We start from the raw sequence: 6795 nt of genomic DNA, 5'->3' as shown, positions 1-6795 counted from the left end.
GCTCTCTCAGTCCATTCCCAAAATATGGGATCATTGGCGCGATGAAAATGGCAACGAACGACGCGAACTCAATACGCAGGAAACCGAGGCAGCCAAAGAAAAACTGGCGGCTATCAAGAGCGCGTTCGAAAAATGGGTCTGGCAGGATCCCGATCGTTCGGACCGTCTCGTAAAGCTCTATAACGAGACCTACAATAACCTTGTGCCGCGTGCCTTTGATGGCAGTCATCTGCGTCTGCCCGGAGCGAGTAGTGCGATTACCCTGCGTGCGCATCAGAAGCGCGTGGTTTGGCGGATTATCGCTTCAGGACGCACCTACATGGCCCATGCTGTGGGGGCAGGAAAAACCTTCTCCATGGCGGCTGCCGTGATGGAGCAGAAACGGCTTGGACTGATCAGCAAGGCCGTGATTGTGGTGCCAGGTCATTGCCTTGCACAGATGGCGCGTGAGTTTCTCATGCTTTATCCCACGGCCCGGATCATGGTGGCCGACGAAACCAATTTCGTCAAAGCCAAACGCCAGCGTTTCATTGCCCGTGCGGCGACAGAAAACTGGGACGCGATCATCATTACGCATGACGCTTTCAAGTTCATACCGGTCGAGGCGGGATTTGAACGCGAGATGGGGTGGACGGCCTCCCTGCAGCATCAATGTGCCATGATGGAGGTTCACTGACCATCAGGAGGAGACCGCCCGTATGAAAGTTAGCATAATTGGTCTTGATATTGCCAAATCCGTTTTTCAGGCTCATGGAGCTGACGCAAATGGAAAGTGCGTTTTCAAGCGCAAGCTTGGTCGCAGTGAAATTTCAGCATTTTTTGCAAAACTTGACCCATGTGAAGTTGTTCTGGAAGCCTGCGGGTCAGCGCATTACTGGGCACGGGTGATCAGCAGGATTGGTCATGATGTCAGACTGGTTCCTCCTGATCGGGTCAAATCATTTGTCAAAAAAGGCAAGAAAAACGACGCTGTTGATGCGGCTGCGATCTGCATGGCGGCGACTCATCCTGATACGATGTGTGTTCCGATCAAGAGCGAAGAGCAGCAAGGCGTGTTGTCACTGCATTCTACCCGCGCTCTTCTGGTCAAACAGCAGACCATGCTGAGTAATGCGTTACGGGCTCTTGCTTCCGAGTTCGGGCTGATAGCCCCTCTGGGCACACGCCATCTGCCAGAACTGATGGCAAAAATAGAGACATCAGCCGACCTGCCTGCTGCCATGAAGCAGAGTGCCATGTTGTTATTTGAGCATTATGAAAAGGTCGCTCAGAGCATTGATGCTTTGGAAGTGCAGATCCGGGCGCGTGCAAAAAGCGATGAGGATGCGCGTCGGCTGATGACCATCCCTGGGGTCGGTCCCATAACGGCTTCTCTGATTGTCGCCTCGGTCGCGGATATTGGCTCTTTCGCCTCTGCGCGCCATTTTGCCGCCTGGCTGGGGCTTGTGCCTCGTCAGCATTCTACCGGCGGTAAAACCCGTCTGGGAAGGATTACCAAAACGGGCAATCGGCAGATAAGAACGTTGCTGGTTCTTGGTGCGACGGCCATGCTTCATCGTGCCCATAAGTGGGATAGCGCTGCGGGTCAGTGGCTATGCGAACTCATGGCGCGTCGTCCAAGGCGTCTGGCAACAGTTGCACTTGCCAATAAAATGGCTCGTATCATCTGGGCGTTGTTGTCACGTAAAGAGATCTATCGTCCGGCTGGTGTCAGTGTTTCAGCAGGCTGACCTGCACCAGCAGAACGATGGACACCGGAGCTTGCTCCGGTAGATCCGGCAGTATGTACGAACCGACGTGATGGGAAGACAGTCATTCAGCAACAGTTCAGGCCATACCGTTCGACCGTCTGTGCCCCTGAGCACGTGATACCAGATTGGTGCCTGACACGTGAGCGCACACCCATGATGGCCAGCGCATAAAGTCGCATAAACAGGCCGGACATAAGAGCGCATCTGACCGGGTCTTCACGTTAAATCGGTATTCATCATCCAGCCGGTAGAATAATACGTTTTAGAAATGACATCGGGAGAACAATGTGAGGTATTGCGCTTAAACGGCCGTCCACATAAGACGATCGAGCCGGACCACGACCAAGGTGTCACCAGCGTTCATATCCCTTAGCAGGCGTATAAGCACAGGGCGGTTCCGGTCGGCACCGGAGGCATGTTCCTCGAAAATCATCGTGCAGCCAGCGTCGCGTAGCTCATTCAACTGTGCGTCGGTGCCCTGATCGTCTGTGGAGACGCGAGCGTAGCCAATTAGACGGCCGCCAACGGGTGTTTTTCCAGGTTTGGGTGGCACCACGGCGACGAAGCTCCTTCTGAGTCCATTTTTACAATTCAAGAAGACATTCGTAAACGATCGTTTGCAAAGGTGGCCAAGCCACCTGCGCGTGCCAACGGTCGTTCGTACAGATTCAAGTGCAATCAACCAGGGTATTTTTTGTCAGGAATGAGGGAACATTTTGCAGTCAATTAGGCTTCAAAAAACGGCCCGAAGCAGCGTCAATGTGATCTTTGTCATCATCTAGGGAAACGCGACACCTCTGTCGAAAACCAGAAGATAATGATAATCAAAGTTATTATTTATCAGCGGCTTATGAATCCATTTAATCCGGATAATGTTCTACCTAGGTCATAAAAATCCACTTATTAATGATAAAAATAGCAGGCTAATTTCGTGAGAATTTAACTGCGTATTCTGGCGGAAGTTACGTCAGCAATGGGGGGGAAGCGGACATCTTTGCTCTTTGGGAACAATATCTGATACATACTGACGATCCCGGTAAATCCTTCGCCTGAGCCGGTTCTATGGCACGCCGCCAATCTGCGCATTTGAGGATTAACGCTAATCAGGCTCCTTTAACCACGCGGATCAGGCGTGGCTTATTGGTGATCGGATGGAAACATTATTGCGTTCAGAAGTTTTGTCTCACTTCAATTTTTTTCATGAGCTTTTCTCCAAGTTCCTTGGCACTATAAGGATCTTGGCCCGTAATCAGTTCTCTATCTTCTACTACGTTGCTTCTGCCGAGCATTTTAGTATGAACCTTGCCGCCAAGTCGTTTCAAAATACGCACCGGATAATCCGGCATATGGCCGCCTATATTGAAAAACGGAATATCTTCCGTCAGCCATTCAGCGGCCATGCTGACACAGGTCATATTGTAATCGGCATAGATCCATTTGCCATTCACTTGGGGAGCCGCTCCAAGTGCAGCAGATCCATGACAGATGGCGGACGTAATTTTATTGTTCTTATGAAAATGCAATAACAACTCACCGGTCTGGTCGTTGTATTCATCACTCACCAGCCAGTCCTTATGCAGAACATCTGTCATAGGAGCATGTCCCCCAGGGATAAAAACGACGTCGTAGCTATTCAGTCTGGTTTTGTCGGCAAGGATGTCAGACAGTTTCACCGGGTTTCCAACTCCCAGTTCCTGGAGAGTTGTCTCAAAGAAATTTCTGGCATGCTCCATCCTGCTTCTGGACAGTCCCCAATTTGTTATTCTGTAAGATGCCGGATCAATCACGCAGCCCTTTCCATCAGGGCTGACAAACTCTACGAGATGCCCGGCTTGAATCAAGGGTTCAATCGGCTCTACCAGTTCACCAAGAAAAATGCCGACATCATGCGTTCCCCCTCCTACAAGAGGGATCTTGGTCGCAGATGAGGTGTAAACGAGGATATGTGCGCGTTTCATTTGTTGTCCCGTCATACTGTATCAGTCTGCCGCAGTCGTGATCGAGAGGCTCCGCCACTTACGGTCATTTTCTGACAGGATTTCAGCAGCCTGCTTCGCATATTCAACAGCGTCCACACCGACGAGCAGTTCCGTCGGAGCATCCTCACGGTTCGCCAGATCGACAATCAGACTGGCGATCCTGGCCGGATCCGAACTCTGATGGCCTGAACTCTCACGTATCATCTTGGCAAACGCCCCGACTGTCTGTTCGTAGGGTGCACTGATTGGCGGGATTTTCATGGATGAGCCAGCCCAGTCGGTTCTGATTCCGCCCGGCTCAATCGTTGTGACTTTGACGCCAAGCGGTGCCATTTCCTGCGCCAGCGCAAGAGAGAAGCCCCGTACCGCGAATTTTGCCGCCTGATAGGCGCTCAGGCCGGGAGTTGCGATACGCGCGCCAATGGAGGCAATCTGGAAGATATGTCCATGCCCCTGTTCACGCAGGATTGGAAGAATGGCCTTGCTGACATAGGCCACTCCGAAAAAGTTTGTCTGGACCTGCTGCGTGAGGTCTTCAATCGTGATGTCTTCGACTGAGGCAATATTGGCGTAGCCTGCATTATTCACCACAACATCAATACGTCCGAAGTGTTCTTTCGCCCGCAGGACAGCGGCCTGCGCGGCTCTGGCGTCGGTAACGTCAAGGGCAAGAGGGAATACACGGTCGCCGTATTGCGCAACCATGGCATCAAGATCAGCCGGTTTGCGCGCTGTTGCAACGACGCTGTCACCTGCCGCCAAAGCCGCGTCTACGATGTCACGACCCAACCCGCGCGAACTGCCAGTCACAAACCAGATTTTAGACATTTTCCGATCCTTTCGATTGATTGCTCACTCATTTAATAAAGACAATTACACTTACGGCCTCACGCCGTTCCAAAAGACCTGAAAGCCGCTCTCCCGATACAGGTCGATCTTCTCGGGATGGGCTGCGATACAGTCGAGCGTTACATCCGACATCGCTGTGATGAGCGCACCGACAAAGGCCGCAGATTCATCGTCGGCAGCATCCCGGCTGAGGTTATCTCGAATCATCGTGTTGATGTCTTGGAATGCGAGATTAACCGCATCACGAGTGTTTCGCGATATTCGGTCAGACACTGAAAGCTGCCGCATCGCCTTATGCTGCGTGGGATGCTCTGCTCCCCAGTTCACCAGCCTGTCCCAGCAGTGTCGGGTACGCTCGAAAACCCCGGCCCGCGACGGGTAATCTGTCATGATCGCTTCGGCCAGGGCAGATTTGATGCTCAAATAGAGTTGGTTGAGCAGGTCATCTTTCGTCGGAAAGTAAGTGAACAAGGTTCCGTCAGCGATGCCTGCGCGCTTTGCAATTTGAGATGTGGCAGCACTTGTACCTACGGTTGCCACCAATTCGGTTGCGGCGCGCAGAATGGCGGCACGTTTTTCTTCGCTTAAGGGTCTAGCCATCTCGATACGTTCTTATGAGTGAGTAGTCACTCGTCTATAGGACAAGCAGGCCGTAGTCAAGAAAAATGGCAAGAGCGGTAAAGGGATCCGAAATCCATGTCTGCTTCAAGATACGTCAATTCGGCCCCTGTTTGTCTCAAATGAGGCGAAAGCGGAGCGTCATCCGAGCGTGTGTCGGCATTTCTTTTCGTATTATGCTATGAGAACAAAAGGTAACATTTCTCAGGGACGCATGTTGTGCCGATCCGTCCAGAACTCAGGTGGCTTTACCCTCCCGATTGGCCACAGATCAGCCGACACGTAAGGTTTGAACGAGCGCAGGGACGGTGTCAGGTCTGTGGCCGTCCGCATGGCCAGCGGATCCGGGTGGTGGCCTCTGGTCTCTGGTTCGATGTAGGCACGGGAAACTGGCGGGACACCAAAGGGCGTAAGACTGGCGGTCCGGACCTCATTGACCTGATCGAGGCACGCGAAACCCGGGTGGTGTTGGCCGCTGCACATCTGGATCATGACCCGCGCAACAACCGGTTAAGCAATCTGCGTGCCCTCTGCCAGCGCTGCCATCTTGTGCACGATCGCGCTTGGCACGCCTTGCAACGGCGGCTTACCTGGAAATCCCGCTACGCGCTGGGGGACCTATTCGAGGGTCCATATCGTCCCGGCATTCTCGGTGTCGCCACCGCGCAGGCTGACGCAGGATCTGCGACGAACAGATGACTGTTTTGCATAGCTTTACAGCGGATGTGGAGGCCATGAGGCATGGTGAAGTCGGCATCTATCTGGTGGACAGGCTGGGAAATTAAATAATTTCGATCTGGACTTAAAATATGTTCTCAGAAGTCGAGCCTGATATGATAATTAGGGTAATATAGAGAAACGTCCAGGTGCCGCATGAAGGTCAGAACATCATGGGGTCAGTGCACATGCAAAGCTCTGTGTATACTGTTGAGGACACAGCGTGGACGATTGCAGTTCAGCGCAGTGATGTGTTGCGTCCCCTTTCTGAAAAACAGCGGTTATCCCTGTGTGAAGTAAACGAAGCTGCTCGGCTTCTTCAGATCAGCATTCCTCATGTTTACAGGTTGATCCGTAAACTACGTGCGGAACAAACAACTTCAGCCATGACTTTACAATCGCCCGGCCCCCGTAAAGGACGTAGGCGGCTACCCCCACATATCGAACAAATAATCGATCAGGCGATCGACAGATTTTTTATGAAACGAGAGCGACTGACGTTAAAACGGTTTTACGGACTGTTTGTTTTGGACTGTCGTGCTCATGGCCATGTTCCTCCATGCTTCAACACAGTGCTGTCCCGGATAAAAGCGCGTGATTTGAAAACTACAGTGCGTCGGCGGAATGGAAAGGCATGTGTTGAAGCTGGCTTTCATCAGATTCAAGGAGGTCTCGAAGCAGAAAGGCCCTTGGATATCGTTCAGATTGACCATACCAAGGTTGATCTCATGCTAGTCGACGATGTTACTCGTGCGAGCATCGGTCGACCTTGGCTAACACTGGTGATGGATATTCATACGCGTATAGTTCTGGGGTTTCTTCTGTCCCTCGACGCGGATTTCTTCTGTGGTTACCGTCCGTTATGCAAGAGTTTTCTGACC

Annotated in this window: 5 protein-coding genes and 2 pseudogenes; 3 read left to right on the top strand and 4 right to left on the bottom strand. The window is 52.1% G+C overall.

Annotated features, from left to right (window positions below):
- Both APA10_RS09330 and APA10_RS09325 read left to right on the top strand, forming a co-directional pair.
- A pseudogene (locus APA10_RS09330) lies at positions 1-625 on the top strand (DEAD/DEAH box helicase family protein); the annotation flags it as partial.
- Between the two features lie 73 nt (positions 626-698).
- Positions 699-1730: an IS110 family RNA-guided transposase gene (locus APA10_RS09325; RefSeq protein ID WP_003631290.1), complete on the top strand. Its 1032-nt coding sequence runs from the start codon at positions 699-701 to the stop codon at positions 1728-1730.
- A gap of 322 nt (positions 1731-2052) precedes the next feature.
- Here APA10_RS09325 and APA10_RS15625 read toward each other — a convergent pair whose 3' ends face one another.
- From APA10_RS15625 to APA10_RS09305, 4 genes are all read right to left on the bottom strand, one after another.
- Positions 2053-2304: a recombinase family protein gene (locus APA10_RS15625; RefSeq protein ID WP_456304051.1), complete on the bottom strand. Its 252-nt coding sequence runs from the start codon at positions 2302-2304 to the stop codon at positions 2053-2055.
- Positions 2305-2920: 616 nt separating this feature from the next.
- Complete coding sequence (locus APA10_RS09315) at positions 2921-3709, bottom strand: type 1 glutamine amidotransferase domain-containing protein (RefSeq protein ID WP_003631091.1); 789 nt, start codon at positions 3707-3709, stop codon at positions 2921-2923.
- Positions 3710-3730: 21 nt separating this feature from the next.
- Entirely contained in the window at positions 3731-4558 is an 828-nt protein-coding gene (locus APA10_RS09310) for an SDR family NAD(P)-dependent oxidoreductase (RefSeq protein ID WP_003631092.1), read from the bottom strand.
- A gap of 51 nt (positions 4559-4609) precedes the next feature.
- A complete protein-coding gene (locus APA10_RS09305; protein WP_035366644.1) occupies positions 4610-5179 on the bottom strand; it encodes a TetR/AcrR family transcriptional regulator in 570 nt (189 codons plus the stop codon).
- Positions 5180-6102: 923 nt separating this feature from the next.
- Between APA10_RS09305 and APA10_RS09295 the strand changes: the two are divergent.
- A pseudogene (locus APA10_RS09295) lies at positions 6103-6795 on the top strand (Mu transposase C-terminal domain-containing protein); the annotation flags it as partial.

The organism is Acetobacter pasteurianus subsp. pasteurianus LMG 1262 = NBRC 106471, from assembly GCF_000285275.1.
GTDB classification, from domain to species: Bacteria; Pseudomonadota; Alphaproteobacteria; order Acetobacterales; family Acetobacteraceae; genus Acetobacter; species Acetobacter pasteurianus.
This window is presented reverse-complemented; position numbering and strand designations above follow the sequence as displayed.

Bases quoted from the DNA above. Each gene is read 5' to 3' on its own strand.
- APA10_RS09325 (WP_003631290.1), top strand. From the start codon at position 699: ATGAAAGTTAGCATAATTGGTCTTGATATTGCCAAATCCGTTTTTCAG.
- APA10_RS09315 (WP_003631091.1), bottom strand. From the start codon at position 3,709: ATGAAACGCGCACATATCCTCGTTTACACCTCATCTGCGACCAAGATC.
- APA10_RS09310 (WP_003631092.1), bottom strand. From the start codon at position 4,558: ATGTCTAAAATCTGGTTTGTGACTGGCAGTTCGCGCGGGTTGGGTCGT.
- APA10_RS09305 (WP_035366644.1), bottom strand. From the start codon at position 5,179: ATGGCTAGACCCTTAAGCGAAGAAAAACGTGCCGCCATTCTGCGCGCC.